Here is a 17,666-nt window from a genome sequence, read left to right on the forward strand (position 1 = left end):
CGCAGAAATGCCGTCCTCCTTGCAACACCCCGAAATGCTTGATTTGAGTAGCCACAGCCTTTGCTGTTAAATAGACGGCGTGTCGTCGCCGTTACTTTCTGCGGCAGCGACATAGGCTGATACCCGCGCACGTGCCCAACGCCTCCCATTGTTCAGAAGCGAACCGTGCCAGTCAGCTCTTCCTCGTGATCCGTCTTAACGTGAGTTAATCAAAATGTTGAAAATCGTCCACCTGCTAACGGGCGTTGCAGCTTTGCTGCTGTCCTTTATACCGAGCTTGCAACAGGGAAGCCCTCCCTACCTGGAACAACACGACGCTCTGTACCTGGCCTTGTTCGGCCTTCTTAACCTGACGCTGGCACCCGTGATCCCTTACTGGAACAAAGGCACACGTCATCAACTGCAAAACCTGGTCAGCGCGCTGCTGGTGCTGACCGTTGTCGTACAAACCCTCACCCTCCTGGCCCCCATGCCAGAAGTCGGCGGCCACCCGGCCATCCTGCTCAGCCTGGTGATTGCTGTGGTCGCCATCGTTCTTCACTTGGCCATCAGCTTCTACCGTTCGTCTCCTGCGGCCTCGTCGCCAACCTACGACATGACCAATCGAGATACCGGTACCGTCAAGTGGTTCAACACGTCCAAAGGCTTCGGCTTTATTTCCCGCGATTCGGGCGACGATATCTTCGTCCACTTCCGGGCCATTCGCGGCGAAGGCCATCGCGTCCTGGTGGAAGGCCAGCGCGTGGAATTCTCCGTCATGAATCGCGACAAAGGCCTGCAAGCCGAAGACGTGATCGCTGCACTGCCGCGTCGCTGATACGCGCCTTCGCAGCAAAAAAAACCGCGAGCCAGCATTGCTGGATCGCGGTTTTTTTATGCGCGGCTATTAATAGTGAGGCGGCGGTGCTTCTTCTTCCGATGTCTCGAATTGGCCGCCCATCTCTTCCTGGCGCTTGAGCAGCGCGGTCATCTGCAACTGCAGGCGCTCGACCGCACGCTGCTGCGTGACCAGAATGTCGTTAAGGGTCTCGATCGTGTCATCCTGGAAGGCCAGCCGGCTTTCCAGGTCGGTAACGCGGTCTTGCAAATCCATAATTCAGCCCTGGGTAAAGATGAAATCGGCAGGCAGCAGCTCACGCAGACGAGCGCGGATGGCTGTCACTTGGTCATCGGTGTAAGGCTGGGCCGGATGCCTGCCCCACACCGGCGCCGGCCAAGCGGCGTCGTCGCGTTTGCGCACGATCACGTGCACGTGCAACTGACTGACTACGTTGCCCAGTGCGCCGATATTCATCTTGTCAGCCGCAAGGCCTTCATTCAGCAATTGCGCCAAGGCGGTGGTTTCTTGCCATAAGCGCTGCTGGTCGGTGACATCCAGTTGAAACATTTCGCTGATACCGTTGATACGCGGCACCAGGATGAACCAAGGGTAGTTCGAGTCATTGGACAGCAGCAGGCGACAGAGGGGGAAATCCCCAATGACCAGCGTGTCTTGTTGAAGGCGTTGATCTAAAGCGAACACCGCAGGCACTCCGTTCGGCAGGACAGGTTCAAGGCCGATAGCATACCTGCGAATCGGTACTGCTTCACGCCGCGCCATATGCGCATTTGCAACGCATGGTAAAAAAGAGGCGCACCATTTCGAGACAGTCGAATATTTCGACTACGCTCAATGACCACTACTTCAGCGATTGGCCAGATGCTGGTCGAACCATTGCGACGAGACCCTCGGTACAGAGGCCTCAACACGCAAAGGCATTGAGCCATCACTGCAAACCGAGCCATGAGGGTTATTGCACCAAAATGACCCACTCATGCCTCAAAGCGAGCCTCCGTCTACCCACCGAATGGGGTGAACGGGTAACGTTTTTGCAAGGTTAAGGATTTATGCACTCGCGAACAGCCAAAGAGCATGGGCATCACGGCCTAACCAATCGGCGTAAAAACCCCGTGTTTGTGCGGTTTTCACGAAGCTGTAACGTTTTTCACGAAAAAATGACATTCAATTTTCGGTTTGGGCGCGCTTGTTGCATTCATCCCCCTATCGTCGGCAACGGCACCTGAAGGGATCCAGGTGTTTCGCGATGAAAACAACAGCGGTTCAGTGTGCACCAGGGAAGATTTCAAACTTTAAAATCACGTTTTCTACGCGCTTTTAACGGTATGGACACAGCATTGAAGTTGTCAGTCTCGTTACAGTGAGGCTGTGAAATTGCGACATGGATCTAGCAATTTACGACCCGCTCGTCGCTCGTAAAGAAGCTGAAAGGAAAGTGGGGCAAGTATCGCCAACATTGTCAGCGTGATATAACTTTGCGCCGACACAAAAAGAAAGAGCCGCCCAGACAAAAATACAGGTGGGACGGCAGTACTCTTCCTAAAACCAAAGGAGCAAATCACGATGCGCGTGATGAAGTGGAGCATGATCGCCCTGGCTGTTTCAGCAGGCACTACGCAGTTCGCAATGGCGTCTTCTCAAGACGAATCCAAGGGTTTCCTCGAAGATCAAAGCCTCACGGCCAAGTCTCGCATGGAATACATGAACCGTGATTACAAGAATGGCGCGAGTAACCCTTCTTCGGGCACAAGCGGCTATCGTCAAGATACCGGTATCAGTGAGCTGCTCCAATACAAGTCCGGCTTCACGCAAGGTACCGTTGGTGTTGGCCTTGACGCATTCGTGATGGGCTCGGCCAAGCTGGATGGCGGTTCGGGCCGTCGCGGTAACGGCCTGTTCGCCAATGACAGTGATGGCAACCCTGAACGGACTCAGTCCAAGGGCGGCGCGGCCATCAAGTTCCGTATTTCCGATACTGTTTTGAAATACGGTCAACAAACCGTCGCCAGCCCTGTGTTCTCGACTGATGACAGCCGCCTGCTGCCTGAAATCGCTACGGGCACTATGATCACCTCCACTGAAATCAAAGGCCTGGAGCTGAGTGCAGGTCGCTTCACCGCCCTGAGCAAGCAAACCGGCATGGGCCGCGACAGCATCAGCGGTGTTTCCGACGGCTTCGACAATGGCAAAGGTCTGACCGCAGCCAATATCTTCGGCGCAACCTACGCATTTACCGAAGGCCTTACCGGCACTTTCGCAGCGTCGGATGTTGATCAGTACTTCAAGAAGCAGTATGTCAATCTGAACTACACCTTTCCGATGAGCGACACCCAATCGCTGAACTTCGATCTCAACGGGTACCGTACCCGGGGTGACAAGCGTGGTGACCAGGTCGATATGATCGGCGACGGTACTCGGGGTGTAGACAACAACCTGTGGAGCTTGCAAGCCGCCTACAGCATTGGCGCTCACAAGTTCACGATCGCTCACCAACGCTCCAGCGGTGACAACGGCTACTACTATGGCGTCGACGGTAACGGTACGATCTTCGTCTCCAACTCGATCCAGATATCCGACTTCGTGGGTCGCGACGAACGTTCCTGGCAGGCTCGTTACGACATCAACATGGCGAGCTATGGTGTTCCTGGCCTGAGCTTCATGACCCGCTACGTCAAAGGTGACAACATCAAGACCAATGGCTTGGGTGAAGGCAAGGAGAACGAGTGGGATGCCGAGTCCAAGTACGTTATGCAAAGCGGACCGGCCAAAGACCTGTCGTTCCGCCTGCGCTTCGCCATGTATCGCTCTAACGGTGCCTACAGTGGTTATTCCGCTGACAACAATGACACTCGTCTGATTGTCGAATACCCGTTGAGCATTTTGTAATTAACCGGTAGTTCGATTACCGTTTAAACGCAATAAAAAAACCGCATACCTGTTCGGGTACGCGGTTTTTTTATGTCTAGTTTATTACTGTCAGGGCTTCAAATTACATAGCTAGCAAACTAACCATCACTGAGTCCGACTTTTCGCCCACGTTGCCTTGCAACAATCGTTATTTATTACTTCTCGGAGGTTTCCTGCACCACCCGAATAACCCGCTGCGGAAACGGAATATCAATTCCCACCGCTTTCAAACGGTCACGTGCCAGCTCATTGAACAAGAACACCAAATCCCAGTAATCCGACGTCTTGGTCCAGCAGCGCAGGGACACGGTGATCGAGCTGTCGCCCAAGGTTGAAACCACGGCCACAGCCATCGGGTCCGCCAGCACGCGCGGATCTTTCGCCAACTCCAGCAGCACTTCGCGAGCTTTCTGCAGGTCAGCGTCATAGTCCACACCCACGTCAAACACGACCTTGCGAGTCGGCTGACGATTGGTATTGGTGATGATGCCGTTGGACAGGATGCCGTTAGGTAAGATCACCGTCTTGTTGTCGCCGGTACGCAGCACAGTGTGGAAGATCTGGATGCTGTCGACGGTACCCGAGGTGCCCTGGGCCTCGATCCAGTCACCAATACGGAACGGGCGGAACAACAGAATCAATACGCCGCCGGCGAAGTTGGCCAGGCTGCCTTGCAATGCCAGGCCAATGGCCAGGGTAGCGGCACCGATCGCAGCAACGAACGAGGTGGTCGCTACGCCGATCATTGAGGCCACGCTGACAATCAGCATGACTTTGAGCGCGATGTTCGCCAGGCTGGTGACGAAGTGCTGCAGTGCCAGATCGGCGTTACGGGTGGCCAGCAAGCGCCCTACTCGGTGGGTAAATACGTTGATCAGCCACCAACCAATGGCCAGGGTGATTACAGCGAGCAATACCCGGCTGCCGTATTCCATGATCATCGGGATCCACGACTGTGAGGTCTTGATCAAGTGATCCATTTCAGCGTTCAAATCCATCAACATTCTCCTGGTTACCGGATGTTCGGCGTATTCACGGGCCACAAATGCAATTGAGCCCCGTAGGGCTCAAGAGTGGGCGCAGGTGTCTAGGGCGTGGGACGTCAAAAACGCCCGCTGGTTCCACAATGTGCCATCAGTCGCGGAAGTTATTGAACTGCAGCGGCATATCGAACGTCTTGGCACGCAAGGCCGCGATGGCCTCTTGGAGGTCGTCACGCTTCTTGCCAGTGATACGCACCTGCTCACCCTGGATGGCGGCCTGGACTTTCAGCTTGGCGTCCTTGACGTGGGCAACGATCTTCTTCGCCAGCTCCTTATCGATGCCTTCCTTGAGCACGGCTTCCTGCTTCATCAGCTTGCCGGAGGCGTAGGCATCCTTGATTTCAAGGCACTGCGCATCGATCTTGCGCTTGACCAGCGACAGCTTGAGGATCTCGATCATCGCTTCCAGCTGGAAATCGGCTTCAGCGGTCAGGTTGACGGTCAGGTCCTTTTCCTTGAATTCGAAGCTGCCCTTGCCTTTCAAGTCATAGCGGCGATCCAGCTCCTTGACGGCGTTCTCGACGGCGTTGGTGACTTCGTGTTTGTCCAGTTCGGATACCACGTCGAACGAAGGCATGTCATTTCTCCAATATAAGGGGCGGGCTCAGTAGAGATGGAGCGCGCCCGAGCTAAAATGCCGGAGCATTATAGCGGTTCTTTCGCCGCGTTCACTGTGAGCGACCCTACGGAGCACAAACTGATGTCGACCACCTGGCATATTCTCGGCGCTGGCAGCCTGGGCACACTCTGGGCCACTCGCCTGGCACGTGCGGGCGTGCCCGTAAGGTTGATCCTGCGCGATGAGGCACGCCTGGCCAGTTATCAGGCCGCCAAAGGGCTGACCCTGATAGAACAAGGCGTCGAACACACTTACCCGGTCATCGGCGAAACGCCCGACAGCCCCGAACCGATTCATCGCCTGCTGGTGGCGTGCAAAGCCTACGACGCCCAAGACGCTGTCGCACAGTTGCAACATCGACTGACACCCGATGCCGAGCTGATCCTGTTGCAGAACGGTCTGGGCAGCCAAGACGCAGTGGCCGCGCAACTGCCCCAGGTTCGCTGCATCTTTGCCTCCAGCACCGAAGGCGCATTTCGCGATGGCGAATGGCGCGTGGTGTTCGCCGGCCATGGCTATACCTGGCTGGGAGACGCCAGCCACCCTACCCCGCCACTTTGGCTCGATGATTTGAACGCCGCCAGCATCCCCCACGATTGGAGCACCGATATCCTCACGCGGCTGTGGCGTAAATTGGCCCTCAATTGCGCGATCAACCCACTGACGGTGCTGTACCAGTGCCGCAATGGAGAACTGCAAGCCCATCACTGCGAAGTCGCCACCCTCTGCGCCGAACTCGGTGAACTGCTGGAATGCTGCGGCCAACCCGCAGCCGCGCAGGACCTGCAGCAAGAAGTGGAACGGGTAATCCACGCCACGGCCGCCAACTACTCCTCCATGTTCCAGGACGTGGCCGCCGGCCGACGCACCGAAATCAGCTATCTATTGGGCTATGCTTGCCAGGCAGCCAGCCGTCATCAGTTGAACCTGCCGCATTTGCAACAGCTGCAAGTACGCTTGGTCGAGCAGTTACTCGCGCGCGGATTGCCCCGCGACTGAGCCACGCGCTACCCTGCTCGTCTGTCTATTGCCTGGGAAAACCCTGATGCCGTTGCGCCAGCGTCTTGAAAACTTACCGGTCGGGCAGAAACTGCTGGCCGCCCTGCTGGTGCTGCTGACCACCGTCTTGCTGGTGGCCAACCTGACTTTTATCAGCGCCGCCTACTGGATCTCCCAGGAAAGCATGGCGCCCCAGGCGTTGCAGGCTATTGGCCGCCTGGTGTCCAACCCCGCGCTCGCCGCCGAGGCCCTTGAGTCGCCCGCGATAGCTGATGCCCTGCTCAATGAGCTAACCAGCTATTCCCCCCTGCGTGCAGCCGCCCTGTACGACGGTGCTGGCAACCTTTTGGCGCAGATGCAACACGGCGACCGCCTGCACCTGCCGGACCACTACCGGCATATCGAAGCCTGGCGTGTCACCGAGTTTCGCAGCAATCAGATCATCACCCTGCCCCGTGCGGGCCAGCCGTCCGGGCATCTGTTGCTGGTGGCCAGCAGTGAATTGCCGGTGGCGTTCTATACCGGCACGCTCACGGCCAGCCTGGGCATCCTGATTTTCAGCGTGCTGCTGTGGCTGGTCATTGCCCGCCAGATCAAACGCCTGATCACCCGTCCGATCCACGAACTGGAAGAACTCTCGCGCCAAGTCACCCGCGAAGAGAACTACGCCCTGCGCGCCGGCCGCGGCAATCACGATGAAATCGGCAGCCTGGCCGAAGCCTTCAACACCATGCTGTCGCGTATCGAAGCGCGCGAGCAGCAACTCAAGCGTGCGCGTGACGACTCCCAGGCCGCCTATGACCAGGCCCAAGGCCTGGCCGAAGAAACGCGCCACACCAATCGCAAGCTCGAACTCGAAGTCCAGGTTCGCAGCAAGATCGAGAAAAAGCTCACTGGGTTTCAGAACTATCTGAACAGTATCATCGACTCGATGCCCTCGGCGCTGATCGCCCTGGATGAACAGCTCTACGTCACCCAATGGAACCAGGAGGCCAGCGCCCTCTCCGGCACGCGCCTGGATGAAGCCCTGAACCAGCCGATTTACCTGGCGTTCCAGCCGCTCAAACCGTACCTGCCGCAGATCAGGGCAACCGTCGAACAGCACACCGTGGAACGCATCGAGCGCGTCACGTGGTTCAAAGACGATGAACCCAAGCACTATGCCCTGACCTTCTACCCGCTGATGGGGGGCGCTGGGCGTGGCGTGGTGATCCGGATCGATGACATCACCCAGCGCCTGTCCCTGGAAGAAATGATGGTGCAGTCGGAAAAAATGCTCTCTGTGGGTGGCCTGGCCGCTGGTATGGCCCATGAGATCAACAATCCGCTGGGGGCGATCCTGCATAACGTGCAGAACATCCGCCGCCGGTTGTCTCCCGACCTACCCAAGAACCTGGAGCACGCTGAACAGGCTGGCATCGAACTGGACACGGTCAACCGTTACCTCGAGGGCCGCGACGTGCCACAACTGCTCGATGGTATTCAGCAGGCCGGAGCCCGGGCGGCGAAGATCGTCACCCATATGCTCAGTTTCAGCCGCCGTAGCAACCGGCAAATGGCGCCTTGCGATTTGCCGGCGCTGATCGACCAAGCCGTGGAAATCGCCGGTAACGACTTCGACCTTGCCATCGGCTTTGACTTCAAGGGTCAGGCGATCACCCGCCAGTTCGACCCCCAACTGGGCCCGGTTCCGGGCACTGCCAACGAGTTGGAACAGGTGCTGCTCAACCTGCTGAAAAATGCCGCCCAGGCCATCCACCTGCGTGCAGACGGCAGTGAGCCGGGGCGCATTATCCTGCGTACCCGTCTCAACCCGCCGTGGGCGGAGATCCAAGTGGAAGACAACGGCATCGGCATGAGCGAGAACGTGCGTAAGCGCACCTTCGAACCGTTCTTTACCACCAAGGAAATCGGCCAGGGCACCGGGCTTGGGCTGTCGGTGTCCTATTTCATCATCACCAACAACCACAAAGGCCAGATGGAGGTGCACTCCACCCTCGGCCAAGGCACCTGCTTCACCCTGCGCCTACCCTTGGCCGGCAGCCAACTGCCCCCTACGAATTGAACCAACTGGAGCACTGACCATGGGCTTTCGCCTGTCGAAGATCTACACCCGCACTGGCGACACAGGCGAAACCGGCCTGGGCGACGGCCGCCGCGTGCCCAAGGACCACCCACGGGTGGAAGCCATTGGTGAAGTGGATACGCTGAACAGCCAGCTGGGGTTGCTGCTGGCCAATCTTGAAGAGCAAAGCGGCAAGCACCCTGAGTTGATGGATGTGGTTGAAGTACTCACGCCTTGCCAGCATCGACTGTTCGACTTGGGCGGTGAGTTGGCGATGCCGGTGTACAAGGCATTGAATGCGGCAGAAGTGGATCGGCTGGAAGCGGCAATTGATCGCTGGAATGAGGAAGTGGGCCCGCTGGAGAACTTCATCCTGCCCGGTGGCTCGGCGTTGATCGCCCAGGCCCATGTATGCCGCAGCCTGGCACGCACTGCGGAGCGGCGGTGTCAGCACTTGAATGCGGTGGAGCCGTTGGAAGGGGTCGGGTTGGCGTATATCAATCGACTGTCGGATTTATTGTTTGTGGCGGCGCGCGTGATTGCCAGGCGTCAGGGTGTTGCTGAGGTGTTGTGGCAGGCAGCGGCCAAGCCTCACTGACAAACCCTCGCGTAGCAGCTGTCGAGCTCAAGCGAGGCAGCTGCTACGGTGGAGTTTCATGCCTCGGGCCAGAACGCCCTGATCCCAGCGACACCTTGAGCCCCAGCCTCCCAAGCCTTTTCCCGCTCAGCAGGCCCAACCCCACCCAACAGAAACACCGGTTTGCTGAACCCGCTGATCAACTCAGCCGCCTGCTCCCAACCCAACGGCTGTGCATCAGGATGAGTCTGCGTCGGCTGCACTGGCGACAGCGTGACAAAATCCACGTCCATCATTTCCGCCAGCGCCAACTCCTCGGCATTGTGGCAAGACGCCGCCAACCAGCGATCTTTAGGCAGCGGCCGGCCTTTGCTCGCATATTTACGCAGTTGCGCCGAAGTCATGTGCCAGCCCGCCGAAGGAAAATCCCCCAACCACTCAAATGGCCCCTTGAGCATCAACTGAGCCTTGCCCGCACACAAACCCACCGCATCCACCGCAAGATCGCGGTATTTGGGGTCGTAGCCGTTGGGTGCGCGCAGCTGAACCAGCTTGATGCCGCCGGCGATGGCTTGCTGGATACCGCGCAACAGTGTCGGGGTTTCCAACTCGCCAGGGGTGATCAGGTATTCAGCCGGCAAACGCGCAGCCGCCACAATCGGCGCATTGGCTGCCGGGAACTCATAGTTGAGCAGGTCCCGAGGGGCAACCCATTCCAGCGGCTGCCCTTCGGCGCCGTGGGGTTCGCCGGTAAAGGCCGAGACTTCCCAGACATCCAGCAACACCTGCTTGTCCGGGTAATCATGTTGCACCTTGATCAGCGGCCGCGCCGTGGTGACCTGGATGCCCAGTTCTTCCTGCAATTCGCGGGACAGTGCACTGGCGACCGACTCATCGGCCTCCACCTTGCCTCCAGGAAACTCCCAGAGGCCGCCCTGATGCTGGGTATCGGCGCGGCGCGCCAGCAGGATCCTGCCGTCGACACCGCGGATCACCGCTGCTGCTACATGCACTCGTTTCACCGCGCTTTTCCTTTTTTTGCTATCAGGTACGGTATTCCGCGTTGATCTTCACGTACTCGTGGGACAGGTCGGTGGTCCAGATGGTTTCGCTGCACTCGCCGCGACCGAGCTCGATGCGGATGGTGATTTCTTCCTGCTGCATCACCGCCGAGCCTTGGGCTTCGGTGTAGGTCTCGGCGCGGGCGCCACGGCTGGCAATGCACACATCACCGAGAAACACGTCGATCTTGCTCACGTCCAGGTCTGGCACGCCGGCACGGCCGACTGCTGCCAGGATACGGCCCCAGTTAGGGTCAGAGGCGAACAATGCGGTCTTGATCAGTGGCGAGTGAGCCACGGTGTAACCGACATCCAGGCATTCCTGGTGGTTGCCGCCGCCGTTGACTTCAACCGTCACAAACTTGGTCGCGCCCTCGCCGTCACGCACGATGGCCTGGGCCACGTCCATGCACACTTCGAACACTGCCTGCTTCAAGGCCGCGAACAACGGGCCGCTGGCCTCGGTGATTTCCGGCAGGTTGGCCTGGCCGGTGGCGATCAGCATGCAGCAGTCGTTGGTCGAGGTATCGCCATCGATGGTGATGCGGTTGAACGACTTGTTGGCGCCGTCCAGGATCAAGCTGTGCAGCACGTCGCGAGAGACTTTGGCGTCGGTGGCGATGTAACCGAGCATGGTGGCCATGTTCGGGCGGATCATGCCTGCGCCCTTGCTGATGCCCGTCACGGTGACGGTCACGCCGTCGTGCACGAACTGGCGGCTCGCGCCTTTTGGCAAGGTGTCGGTGGTCATGATGCCGGTAGCCGCTGCCGCCCAGTTATCCACAGACAGGTCATCGAGTGCGGCTTGCAGTGCGCCTTCGATTTTTTCCACGGGCAGCGGCTCACCGATTACGCCAGTGGAGTACGGCAGCACTTGGCTGGCGTCGACGCCGGTCAACTGGGCCAGCTTGGCGCAGGTGCGAGCAGCAGCAACCAGGCCAGGCTCGCCGGTCCCGGCGTTGGCATTGCCGGTGTTGGTCAGTAAGTAACGGATGGTGCCAGCCACGCGTTGCTTGGCCAGGATCACCGGCGCGGCACAGAACGCATTGAGGGTGAACACCCCGGCGACGGTCGAGCCTTCGGCGCAACGCATCACCACCACATCCTTGCGACCCGGGCGCTTGATGCCGGCCGAAGCGATACCCAGTTCAAAACCGGCAACCGGGTGCAATGTGGGCAAAGGACCAAGACCAACAGCCATGAATGCGCTCCTTAAAAATGGGTGATGTCTGTACCGTCATGATCGACGGCGAAATTAATGGCAAAACGCCGCGACGGCAGAGGCCGGTCGCGGCGCAGGGTGTTGCAGCGTCAGGCAGAAATCTTATTCGATCTGGCCGTGGCAGTGTTTGAACTTCTTGCCCGAACCGCAATAGCACAGCTCGTTGCGACCCAGCTTCTGGTCGTTGCGAACCGGGGTTTGAGCCAGGGCCACATCAGTCTCTTCGGCCAGTACTTCAGGGGCTTCCAGACCTGGCGCCTCGTCATGCTGGAACTGCATGCGTGCCGCCAGTGCCTCGGCCTCCTCGCGCAGGCGGGCCTCTTCCTCGATCGGGTCTTCGCGACGCACCTGAACGTGGGACAGCACGCGGATCGAATCGCGCTTGATCGAATCCAGCAGTTCGGAGAACAACGTGAACGACTCGCGCTTGTACTCCTGCTTTGGGTTCTTCTGGGCGTAGCCACGCAGGTGGATGCCGTGACGCAGGTGGTCCATGGTCGACAGGTGGTCTTTCCACAGGTCGTCCAGCACGCGCAGTACGATTTGCTTCTCGAACGTGCGCAGTGCTTCGGCACTCGCCTGCTCTTCTTTCTCGTTGTACGCAGCCAGCAGCTCGGCCATCAGTTTCTCGCGCAGCGTCTCTTCGTACAGGTGATCGTCTTCGTCCAGCCATTGTTGAACCGGCAAGTCGACACCGAAGTCGCTCTTCAATGCCGCTTCCAGGCCGGCAACATCCCACTGTTCTGGCAGGGATTGTGGCGGGATGTGAGCGCTGACGGTGGCATTGAGCACGTCCTGACGGAAGTCAGCAATGGTCTCGCCAATGTTGTCGGCGGCCAGCAACGTGTTACGCATGTGATAGATCACTTTACGTTGTTCATTGTTGACGTCATCGAACTCGAGCAGTTGCTTACGAATATCGAAGTTACGCCCTTCAACCTTGCGCTGTGCCTTCTCGATGGCGTTGGTCACCATACGGTGCTCGATCGCTTCACCGGACTGCATGCCCAAAGCCTTCATGAAATTCTTCACGCGGTCCGAGGCGAAGATGCGCATCAGGCTGTCTTCCAGCGACAGGTAGAAGCGGCTGGAACCGGCGTCACCCTGACGACCGGCACGACCACGCAGCTGGTTGTCGATACGACGCGATTCGTGACGCTCGGAAGCGATCACCTGCAGTCCACCGGATTCCAGAACGGCCTGGTGACGTTTCTGCCAATCCGCCTTGATCTGCGCGATCTGCTCTGGAGTCGGGTCTTCCAGCGAAGCCACTTCCACTTCCCAGTTACCGCCCAACAGGATGTCAGTACCACGACCGGCCATGTTGGTGGCGATGGTCAGCGCGCCTGGGCGACCCGCCTGGGCGATGATCTCGGCTTCTTTTTCGTGGAACTTGGCGTTGAGGACCTTGTGCTCGATGCCTTCCTTATTGAGCAGGCTGGACATGTGTTCGGACGTTTCGATGGTGGCCGTACCCACCAGCACTGGACGGCCGTGAGTCATGCATTCCTTGATGTCGGCGACGATCGCTGCATATTTCTCGTCGGCAGTCAGGAACACCAGGTCGTTGTAGTCCTTACGCGCCAGCGGCTTGTTCGGCGGGATAACCATCACCGACAGACCGTAGATCTGGTGGAATTCGAACGCTTCAGTGTCGGCCGTACCGGTCATGCCGGAGAGTTTGTTGTACAGACGGAAGTAGTTCTGGAACGTGGTGGAGGCCAACGTCTGGCTTTCGGCCTGGATGTTGAGCACTTCCTTGGCTTCGATAGCCTGGTGCAGGCCCTCGGACAGACGACGCCCCGGCATGGTACGGCCGGTGTGTTCGTCAACCAGAACGACTTGGCCGTCCTGCACGATGTATTCGACGTTGCGATGGAACAGCTTGTGGGCGCGCAGACCGGCATACACGTGGGTCAACAGGCCCAGGTTGTGCGCCGAGTACAGGCTTTCGCCTTCGGCCAGCAGGCCGATCTGGGTGAGCATTTCTTCGACGAACTGGTGACCGCCTTCGTTGAGTTCGACCTGGCGGGTCTTCTCATCGATGGTGAAATGACCTTCTTTGGTCACTACGCCTTCCACTTCTTCGATGTGCTGCTCCAGACGCGGGATCAACTTGTTGATCTCGGTGTACAGGCGCGAGCTGTCTTCGGCCTGGCCGGAGATGATCAGCGGGGTACGGGCTTCGTCGATGAGGATGGAGTCGACTTCGTCGATCACGGCAAAGTTGAGTTCGCGCTGGAATTTCTCATCCATGCTGAACGCCATGTTGTCGCGCAAGTAGTCGAAACCGAATTCGTTGTTGGTGCCGTAGGTGATGTCGGCAGCGTAGGCGGCACGCTTCTCTTCCGGCGGCTGGAACGGCGTCACAACGCCGACGGTCAGGCCGAGGAATTCATAGAGCGGGCGCATCCAGTTGGCGTCCCGGCGAGCCAGGTAGTCGTTCACCGTTACAACGTGCACGCCCTTGCCGGACAGTGCGTTGAGGTAAACGCCCAGGGTGGCCACGAGGGTCTTGCCTTCACCGGTACGCATTTCGGCAATCATGCCTTCATGCAAGGTCATGCCGCCGATCAACTGGACGTCGAAGTGGCGCATGCCCATGACACGCTTGCCGGCTTCGCGGGCGACCGCAAAGGCTTCGGGAAGCAGCTTGTCGAGGGTTTCACCTTTGGCTATGCGGGCCTTGAACTCTTCGGTCTTGGCGCGCAATTGCTCGTCCGAAAGGGCAACCATCTGCTCTTCGAAGGCATTGACCAGCTGCACCGTCTTGAGCATGCGTTTGACTTCACGCTCATTCTTGCTTCCAAAAAGTTTCTTTAACAAAGGCGCAAACATATCGGCAGGTTCTTCCACACATAGGGATGGAGGGCGCACCGTCAGTGGCCCGAGCAGCCCTCACGGCCGCATGCGAACGCGCATTCTACCCGGATTCGTGGGTGAGGAAAGTGGCGTTGTTCCGCGAGGCTGGCATGGCGCCGTGAGAGGGCACGTTTAAAATAAGGGCTTTTGCTGGAACTTCAACCCATGGAGCGAAGAAGTTACTGATTGATTTCACGCACAAAACCCACGAAGGCATGGCCTGGGGGCATACAAGCGCTTTCTGCTAAGATGGCCGCTCTGTTACTTAAGGTGTCCAATAATGGCATTTCGCCCCCTAACAGCCCGCGCGCCTGCCGTGTTGCTGCGCGAAGCCAAGCCGTTGAAAGCTATCTTTGGCCATGCGCAACGCTTGGGCCATCTGCAACGCCTTCTCGAAAGCCAGCTGCAACCCGCCGCGCGCGAACACTGCCGCGTGGCGTCGTGGCGTGAGGGGAACCTCCTGCTTATTGTCACAGATGGTCACTGGGCAACGCGTTTGCGTTATCAGCAAAAACGCCTGCAGCGTCAATTGATGACCTTTGATGAGTTTGCGGGTTTGACGCGCGTCCAATTCAAAGTACAACCGCCCACCCCCCTACCCGGCGTGGAGGGTCATACCCTGGACCTCTCGACAAATGCGGCCGAAACCATTCAGGCAACGGCCGACGGGATCAGCGACCCCGGCTTGCGCGCGGCGCTTGAGCGGCTGGCTGCCCACGCCAAGCCCAAACCCTGATTCGCTATTTGCGCTTGCTCCCGCCCAATAACGACCCCAATAAACCACGCACCAGTTGCCGGCCCATCTGATTGGCGGCTTGCTGCATCGCTGATTTCAGCGCTTTGCCCGCCGTCGTGCCGAGAAACGCCCCGGCCCTGTCGGTAAAGCTTGGCTCATCGGTGGCCGGTGCGGCCTCTTCGGTCGGCCCAAGCTCCTTGCGTGCCATCAGCACTTCATAAGCGGATTCCCGATCGATCGGTTTGTCATACCGGCGCTGCAAGGGCGAACTGGCGATCAAGGCAGCGCGCTCGGTTTCGCTGAGCGGCCCGATCCGTGATTGTGGCGGTGCGACCAGTACGCGCTGGACCACCTCCGGCGTGCCCTTTTCCTGCAAGGTGCCCACCAAAGCCTCACCCGTGCCCAGTTCGGTCAATACCGACAACGCGTCAAAGGCCGGGTTTGGCCGGAAGCCGTCCGCTACGGCGCGCAAAGACTTCTGTTCTTTAGTGGTAAACGCCCGCAGACTATGCTGGATGCGCAGGCCGAGTTGGGCCAATACGCTGTCCGGCAGGTCGCCTGGCGACTGGGTGACAAAATACACGCCAACGCCTTTCGAACGAATCAGCCGCACCACCTGCTCCAAACGCTCTTGCAACGCCTTGGGCGTGTCGGCGAACAGCAAATGCGCTTCGTCAAAAAACAGTGCGAGCAGCGGTTTGTCGGCGTCACCGCGCTCGGGCAGTTGCTCGAACAATTCCGCCAACAGCCACAGCAGGAACGTCGCGTATACCTTCGGCGCTTCGTGCACCAAGCGGCTGGCGTCCAGCAGGTGGATGCGCCCGCGCCCGTCGCTGGTGGGCTGCAGGATATCTTCCAACTGCAAGGCCGGCTCGCCAAACAAGGCTTCGGCGCCCTGCTGTTCCAACACCGCCAGACGTCGTAACAATGCCTGGCTGGAACCAGTGGTCATCAGCGCTGCGTCTTCGCCCAGCAATTCCGGGTGATAGCGCAGATGGTTAAGCAGTGCCTTGAGGTCTTTGAGGTCCAGAAGCAACAGGCCTTCGCGATCCGCCACCTTGAAGGCTGCGTAGAGGGCCGACTGTTGGCTGTCGGTAAGCTCCAGCAGGCTACCGAGCAACAACGGCCCCATTTCGCTGATAGTGGTGCGCAACGGATGGCCAGACTGCCCGTGGATGTCCCACAGCGTGACCGGATAAGCCTTGGCCGTGTAATTCAGGAAAGGCATGCCGGCGATACGCTCGGCGACCTTGCCTTGGGGGGCCGCCGCAGCGCCCAGGCCGCACAGGTCACCCTTGATGTCGGCGGCAAACACTGCCACGCCGGCATCACTGAAGGCTTCGGCCAGACGTTGCAACGTGACGGTCTTGCCCGTGCCGGTGGCGCCGGCGATCAACCCGTGACGGTTGGCCAGGCGCATGGCCTGGGCGATAGGCTGGCCAGTAAGGTCAGCACCGATAAGGAGTTGCGTAGAATCAGGCATTTCGTCACCCATGGTTAATCTTTACTGTCGTCAGGTCGATACAGGGCTATGTGAGACCCATAAAGTCTAAAAATAGGTCAGATAGTTCCTACAGGGACCCACAGAGCTATCAATCGGATTATTACACCTTTTTTGACGCTACCATTTTGCGCATCCCACGAGGACGCGCCTCGGATATCAAGACCATAGCGGACCCTACAAGCCATGAATAAAAATCTGCGTTTCAGCCATAAAATCCTGCTTGCAGCCTCCCTTATCGTCATCGCCGCTTTCGCGCTGTTTACCCTCTACAACGATTACCTGCAACGCAACGCGATTCGTGACGACCTCAACAACTACCTGCATGAAATGGGCGATGTCACCGCCAGCAACATTCAAACCTGGCTGACCGGGCACATTGCCCTGGTGGAAAATGCCGCGCAAAACATCGCCATTAACCCCGAGCCTGCTGCCGTTGCCAGCCTGCTGGAACAGAAAGCACTGACCTCTTCGTTCATGGCAACCTACGTCGGCGACAGCAAGGGCGCCTTCACCATCCGTCCCGACACCAAGATGCCGGACGGCTTCGATCCGCGTGTGCGCCCCTGGTACAAAGGCGCCCAGAGCAGCAACGGTTCAACCCTGACCGAACCCTACATCGATGCCGCCACTGGCAAATTGATCATTTCCGTTGCCACCCCCAGCACCCAGGGTACCCAGAGCATCGGCGTGGTCGGTGGCGACCTGAGCCTGCAAACCCTAGTGGATAACATTGGCGTGCTGAACTTCGGCGGCATGGGCTATGCTTTCCTGGTCAGTGCCGATGGCAAAGTACTGGTACACCCAGACAAAAACCTGGTGATGAAGACCCTGGCCGACGTGTACCCGAAAAACACCCCGAAGATCAGTGCAGACTTCAGCGAAGTCGAGGCCAACGGCAAAGACGCTATCGTGACCTTTACACCGATCAAGGGCCTGCCCTCGGTGAACTGGTACCTCGGTATTTCGGTAGATAAAGACAAATCCTTCGCCATGCTCAGCGAGTTCCGCACTTCCGCGGTCATCGCTACGATCATTGCCGTGGTGATCATCATCGCCCTGCTCGGCATGCTGATCCGCGTGCTGTTGCAACCACTGCATGTGATGACGCGCGCCATGCAGGACATTGCCGACGGCGAAGGCGATCTGACCCGTCGCCTGAGCATCCACAACAATGATGAATTCGGCACACTGGGTAACGCATTCAACCGGTTTGTGGAGCGTATTCATACCTCG

14 protein-coding genes and 1 pseudogene are annotated in these 17,666 nt (G+C 58.6%); 7 read left to right on the plus strand and 8 right to left on the minus strand.

Annotated elements, in window-relative coordinates:
* The first annotated feature begins 214 nt into the window (after positions 1 to 214).
* Positions 215 to 817, plus strand: a complete 603-nt coding sequence (locus AACY36_RS05375; protein WP_339417205.1) for a cold-shock protein — start codon at positions 215 to 217, stop codon at positions 815 to 817.
* 69 nt (positions 818 to 886) lie between these two features.
* On the opposite strand, the gene AACY36_RS05380 is transcribed toward AACY36_RS05375, so the two are convergent.
* Together AACY36_RS05380 and AACY36_RS05385 are read right to left on the minus strand one after the other, a co-directional pair.
* Entirely contained in the window at positions 887 to 1,093 is a 207-nt protein-coding gene (locus tag AACY36_RS05380; protein WP_015885618.1) for a SlyX family protein, read from the minus strand.
* Between the two features lie 3 nt (positions 1,094 to 1,096).
* Positions 1,097 to 1,522 (minus strand): HIT domain-containing protein, encoded by a 426-nt coding sequence (locus AACY36_RS05385; protein WP_339417207.1) that lies wholly within the window; start codon positions 1,520 to 1,522, stop codon positions 1,097 to 1,099.
* Positions 1,523 to 2,401: 879 nt separating this feature from the next.
* Here AACY36_RS05385 and AACY36_RS05390 point away from each other — a divergent pair.
* Positions 2,402 to 3,724, plus strand: coding sequence for an OprD family porin (locus AACY36_RS05390; RefSeq protein WP_339417210.1), 1,323 nt, complete (start codon positions 2,402 to 2,404; stop codon positions 3,722 to 3,724).
* 176 nt (positions 3,725 to 3,900) lie between these two features.
* Here AACY36_RS05390 and AACY36_RS05395 read toward each other — a convergent pair whose 3' ends face one another.
* Together AACY36_RS05395 and AACY36_RS05400 are read right to left on the minus strand one after the other, a co-directional pair.
* Positions 3,901 to 4,743, minus strand: a complete 843-nt coding sequence (locus AACY36_RS05395) for a mechanosensitive ion channel family protein (RefSeq protein ID WP_339417212.1) — start codon at positions 4,741 to 4,743, stop codon at positions 3,901 to 3,903.
* 136 nt (positions 4,744 to 4,879) lie between these two features.
* The gene (locus tag AACY36_RS05400) at positions 4,880 to 5,365 is read right to left on the minus strand and encodes a YajQ family cyclic di-GMP-binding protein (RefSeq protein ID WP_159955504.1); all 486 of its coding nucleotides are present in this window, start codon (positions 5,363 to 5,365) and stop codon (positions 4,880 to 4,882) included.
* Positions 5,366 to 5,488: 123 nt separating this feature from the next.
* Between AACY36_RS05400 and AACY36_RS05405 the strand changes: the two genes are divergently transcribed.
* From AACY36_RS05405 to AACY36_RS05415, 3 genes are read left to right on the plus strand one after another with little or no spacing between them, the layout of a single operon-like run.
* Entirely contained in the window at positions 5,489 to 6,406 is a 918-nt protein-coding gene (locus tag AACY36_RS05405; RefSeq protein WP_339417215.1) for a putative 2-dehydropantoate 2-reductase, read from the plus strand.
* 46 nt (positions 6,407 to 6,452) lie between these two features.
* Positions 6,453 to 8,471, plus strand: coding sequence for a sensor histidine kinase (locus AACY36_RS05410; protein ID WP_339496811.1), 2,019 nt, complete (start codon positions 6,453 to 6,455; stop codon positions 8,469 to 8,471).
* Between the two features lie 19 nt (positions 8,472 to 8,490).
* Positions 8,491 to 9,069, plus strand: coding sequence for a cob(I)yrinic acid a,c-diamide adenosyltransferase (locus tag AACY36_RS05415; RefSeq protein WP_339417218.1), 579 nt, complete (start codon positions 8,491 to 8,493; stop codon positions 9,067 to 9,069).
* Between the two features lie 56 nt (positions 9,070 to 9,125).
* On the opposite strand, the gene AACY36_RS05420 is transcribed toward AACY36_RS05415, so the two are convergent.
* The 3 genes from AACY36_RS05420 to secA all read right to left on the minus strand — a co-directional run bounded on the left by AACY36_RS05420 (position 9,126) and on the right by secA (position 14,169).
* Positions 9,126 to 10,070, minus strand: coding sequence for a Nudix family hydrolase (locus tag AACY36_RS05420; protein WP_339427474.1), 945 nt, complete (start codon positions 10,068 to 10,070; stop codon positions 9,126 to 9,128).
* A 22-nt stretch (positions 10,071 to 10,092) separates the two neighbouring features.
* Positions 10,093 to 11,310 carry a bifunctional glutamate N-acetyltransferase/amino-acid acetyltransferase ArgJ gene (gene argJ / locus AACY36_RS05425; protein WP_065889944.1) on the minus strand — a complete coding sequence of 406 codons (1,218 nt, stop codon included), beginning with the start codon at positions 11,308 to 11,310 and terminating at the stop codon, positions 10,093 to 10,095.
* A gap of 123 nt (positions 11,311 to 11,433) precedes the next feature.
* Entirely contained in the window at positions 11,434 to 14,169 is a 2,736-nt protein-coding gene (gene secA, locus AACY36_RS05430; protein ID WP_339417221.1) for a preprotein translocase subunit SecA, read from the minus strand.
* Positions 14,170 to 14,473: 304 nt separating this feature from the next.
* Here secA and AACY36_RS05435 point away from each other — a divergent pair, with 304 nt between their 5' ends.
* On the plus strand, positions 14,474 to 14,929 hold the full coding sequence (locus tag AACY36_RS05435) for a DUF721 domain-containing protein (RefSeq protein ID WP_339417222.1): 456 nt from the start codon (positions 14,474 to 14,476) through the stop codon (positions 14,927 to 14,929).
* Positions 14,930 to 14,933: 4 nt separating this feature from the next.
* Here AACY36_RS05435 and AACY36_RS05440 read toward each other — a convergent pair whose 3' ends face one another.
* The gene (locus tag AACY36_RS05440; RefSeq protein ID WP_339496813.1) at positions 14,934 to 16,412 is read right to left on the minus strand and encodes a helicase HerA-like domain-containing protein; all 1,479 of its coding nucleotides are present in this window, start codon (positions 16,410 to 16,412) and stop codon (positions 14,934 to 14,936) included.
* 204 nt (positions 16,413 to 16,616) lie between these two features.
* Here AACY36_RS05440 and AACY36_RS28180 point away from each other — a divergent pair.
* Positions 16,617 to 17,648, plus strand: a pseudogene (locus AACY36_RS28180) (HAMP domain-containing protein); the annotation flags it as partial.
* Positions 17,649 to 17,666: the final 18 nt, after the last annotated feature.

Source organism: Pseudomonas sp. EA_15y_Pfl1_P101 (genome assembly GCF_963970835.1).
GTDB classification, from domain to species: domain Bacteria; phylum Pseudomonadota; class Gammaproteobacteria; order Pseudomonadales; family Pseudomonadaceae; genus Aquipseudomonas; species Aquipseudomonas tritici.

Excerpts from the sequence above, each read along its gene's own strand:
- AACY36_RS05395 (WP_339417212.1), bottom strand. The coding sequence starts at position 4,743 with ATGGATTTGAACGCTGAAATGGATCACTTGATCAAGACCTCACAGTCG.
- AACY36_RS05390 (WP_339417210.1), top strand. The coding sequence starts at position 2,402 with ATGCGCGTGATGAAGTGGAGCATGATCGCCCTGGCTGTTTCAGCAGGC.
- AACY36_RS05405 (WP_339417215.1), top strand. The coding sequence starts at position 5,489 with ATGTCGACCACCTGGCATATTCTCGGCGCTGGCAGCCTGGGCACACTC.
- AACY36_RS05400 (WP_159955504.1), bottom strand. The coding sequence starts at position 5,365 with ATGCCTTCGTTCGACGTGGTATCCGAACTGGACAAACACGAAGTCACC.
- argJ (WP_065889944.1), bottom strand. The coding sequence starts at position 11,310 with ATGGCTGTTGGTCTTGGTCCTTTGCCCACATTGCACCCGGTTGCCGGT.
- AACY36_RS05410 (WP_339496811.1), top strand. The coding sequence starts at position 6,453 with ATGCCGTTGCGCCAGCGTCTTGAAAACTTACCGGTCGGGCAGAAACTG.
- AACY36_RS05380 (WP_015885618.1), bottom strand. The coding sequence starts at position 1,093 with ATGGATTTGCAAGACCGCGTTACCGACCTGGAAAGCCGGCTGGCCTTC.
- AACY36_RS05415 (WP_339417218.1), top strand. The coding sequence starts at position 8,491 with ATGGGCTTTCGCCTGTCGAAGATCTACACCCGCACTGGCGACACAGGC.
- AACY36_RS05375 (WP_339417205.1), top strand. The coding sequence starts at position 215 with ATGTTGAAAATCGTCCACCTGCTAACGGGCGTTGCAGCTTTGCTGCTG.
- AACY36_RS05435 (WP_339417222.1), top strand. The coding sequence starts at position 14,474 with ATGGCATTTCGCCCCCTAACAGCCCGCGCGCCTGCCGTGTTGCTGCGC.
- AACY36_RS05440 (WP_339496813.1), bottom strand. The coding sequence starts at position 16,412 with ATGCCTGATTCTACGCAACTCCTTATCGGTGCTGACCTTACTGGCCAG.
- secA (WP_339417221.1), bottom strand. The coding sequence starts at position 14,169 with ATGTTTGCGCCTTTGTTAAAGAAACTTTTTGGAAGCAAGAATGAGCGT.